General features: G+C 55.8%; 2 protein-coding genes. Both read left to right on the top strand.

The genetic code is table 11. The annotated features are described in order from the left end of the window. Window positions 1–293, top strand: a 293-nt coding sequence (locus tag ACLQ7H_RS08790; RefSeq protein ID WP_411752328.1) for an EAL domain-containing protein, incomplete at its 5' end; no start/stop codon positions are given. Window positions 294–396: 103 nt separating this feature from the next. After that, window positions 397–2,442, top strand: coding sequence for an AsmA family protein (locus ACLQ7H_RS08785; protein ID WP_411752327.1), 2,046 nt, complete (start codon window positions 397–399; stop codon window positions 2,440–2,442). Window positions 2,443–3,033: the final 591 nt, after the last annotated feature.

Raw genomic sequence — 3,033 nt, 5'->3', positions numbered from 1 at the left:
TGGCGAATTTCTCTGCGGTCAGCAGTTGGCGTTATCAGTATATCAAGGTGGCGCGCGAGCTGTTTATGTTGCTCAAGCAGAGCGATGAGGGCATCCAGCTGTTTTTTACTCTGGTGCGCCTGATGAGCCAGCACAGCGACGGGGTGATTGACGAAGGGGTCGAAACAGAGCAGGAATGGCGGCTGGTACAGCGCTCTGGCGCGTTTGCCGCCCAAGGGTATTACCTTAGCCGCCCTGCACATTTTGACCAGCTTAAAACCCTGCCTACGCGGTTTATTGCCCCCACGCCCTGACCCATTAGCCCCGAAAGCGTGAACTCTGACCTATCCTCGACTAGGCTTTTAGCAAGGCTGCTTATCAATTTGGTCAGTTAGCTATCGCCTCGAGGGAGCCGTTATGACAAGAACAGGCAAAATTTTTAGCTGGATTGGCGGCATCGTGCTGCTGATCATCGTGGTTTTGGTGGTGTTCATTGCCACCTTCGATTGGAACCGTCTCAAACCCACCATTAATAGCAAAGTCTCTGCCGAGCTGCAGCGCCCGTTTGCTATTCGTGGCGATCTGGGCGTTAACTGGGAACGTCACCAGGATGAGGGGGGATGGCGTGCCTGGGTACCGTGGCCGCATATCCACGCCGAAGATATTATGCTGGGCAACCCGGCCAAGATACCGGGCGACGAGATGGTCACACTGCAACGTGTCGATGCCTCGATCGCGCCATTGGCACTGCTGGGCAAAGAGGTACTGATCCCGCGTATCTGGTTGAAGCAGCCAAATGCCTCGCTACAGCGCTTGGCGAACGGTGACAATAACTGGACCTTCAACCTGGCCAACAGCGCCGATAAAGACCCCAACCAACCGCAGTCTGACTGGTCGGTCAGCATTCACGATATCGTGTTCGATCGCGGTCAGATTGATTTTAAAGACGCCACGCTCAAGGCCGATTTCCAGGCGCTGATCGACCCACTCGGCAAGCCGCTGTCCTTTAGCGAAGTGACGGGTAAGAAACCTGAGGGGAAAGCGACGCCGCCAGATTATATCTTCGGCTGGAAGGTAAAGGGAAAATACCACGGTGAAGCGCTGTCTGGCAGCGGCAAGATGGGGGGCATGCTGTCACTGCAAAGTGCTGATATTCCGTTCCCGCTGCAGGCCGATGTCCGTTCTGGCAATACCAGAGTGCAGGTCGCGGGGACGTTGTCCAATCCGTTGAACCTTGGCGGGCTGGATCTGCGGCTGAAATTCTCCGGCGACAGCCTGGGAAATCTGTATGCGCTGACCGGCGTGCTGCTACCCAACACTCCTCCTTATTCTACCGATGGCCATCTGATCGCCCAGTTGCATCAACCGGGCGGCGCGGTATTCCAGTATCAGGGCTTTGACGGCAAGATTGGTGACAGCGACATCCACGGTGATTTGAAGTACGTTGCGAGCCACCCCCGGCCCAAGCTAAGCGGTGAAGTGCTTTCCAAACAGCTACGTTTTGCCGATCTTGCGCCATTGATCGGCGCAGACTCCAATCAGCAGAAAGCCAATCGCGGCGAGAAGACCCGTCAGCCGAGCGACAAAGTGCTGCCGGTTGAGAAGTTCGAAACCAAAAGCTGGGGGGTGATGGATGCCGACGTCAAATTCACCGCCAAACGCATTGAGCATGGCAGTTCGCTGCCGCTGAGCGATCTGAATACCCACCTTAAGTTGGATAACGCGGTGATCCTGATGGACCCGCTGCGCTTCGGCGTGGCCGGGGGTAACCTGAATGCCACCGTAAGACTCGATGGTAGCAAGAGCCCGATGCAGGGCCGGGTGGATATGCATGCGCGCAAGTTCCAGCTGAAACAGTTGCTGCCGAACGTGGAGTCGATGAAGCGCAGCCTGGGAGAATTGAACGGCGATGCCAAGCTAACGGGTAGCGGCAACTCAGTGGCCGACTTGCTGGCGACCAGCAGAGGCGACCTGCGCCTGCTGATCAATGACGGCGTGATCAGCCGCAGCCTGATGGAAATCCTCGGCCTGAACGTAGGCAACTACCTGGTGGCTCAACTGTTTGGCGACGACGAGGTGGGGATCAACTGTGCGGCGGCGGATGTCGACATTCGCAGCGGGTTGGGGACGCCACGGCTGTTCGTATTTGATACGGAAAACGCCATCATCAACATCACCGGCAACATCAATTTCGCCACCGAGCGGCTGGATCTGTCCATCGATCCGGAAAGCAAAGGGATGCGGGTATTGACACTGCGTTCGCCACTGTATGTCAAAGGGACGTTCAAAAAACCGGACGCTGGCGTGAAGGCCGGGCCGTTGATTGCTCGCGGGGTGGCTGCAGTGGCATTGGGTGTAGTTGTCGCCCCGGCAGCAGCGTTGCTAGCTCTGGTGTCACCGAGTGACGGTGGGGAAGAGAACCAGTGCGGCAAGATCCTGCAGCAGATGAAGAATAAGAAGTGACCCCTCACCCTAACCCTCTCCCCCAGGAGAGGGGACCGATCGAACTGGGCTGAAAGTGTAGTGATTTTTCATGAGCACTGGCTAATTCACCTTGGTTGAAAGGGCGATCGCGGTTGCTTAAGGTGACCTTTTTACTTCCAAACGAGCAGGGGCTATCAGCTCCCTCTTCCCTAGGAGAGGGGACCGATCGAGCTGGGCTGAAAGTGTAGTGATTTTTCATGAGCACTGGCTACTTCACCTTGGTTGAAAGGGCGATCGCGGTTGCTAAGGTGACCTTTTTACTTCCAAACGATCCGGGGCTATCAGCTCCCTCTTCCCTAGGAGAGGGGACCGATCGAGCTGGGCTGAAAGTGTAGTGATTTTTCATGAGCACTGGCTAATTCACCTTGATTGAAAGGGCGATCGCGGTTGCTTAAGGTGACCTTTTTACTTCCAAACGAGCAGGGGCTATCAGCTCCCTCTCCCTTTGGGAGTGTACAGACCGGGGACATGGTAGACAGGTGTTCAAGGACATGGTGAACACTTTTTAACATCCTTTACCCATGATGATCGACCTATTTCTCAGGTCGATCATCCCCACTTTCGTGCTGT

The organism is Serratia sp. (in: enterobacteria) (assembly GCF_046715635.1).
GTDB lineage: Bacteria > Pseudomonadota > Gammaproteobacteria > Enterobacterales > Enterobacteriaceae > Chania.
This window is presented reverse-complemented; position numbering and strand designations above follow the sequence as displayed.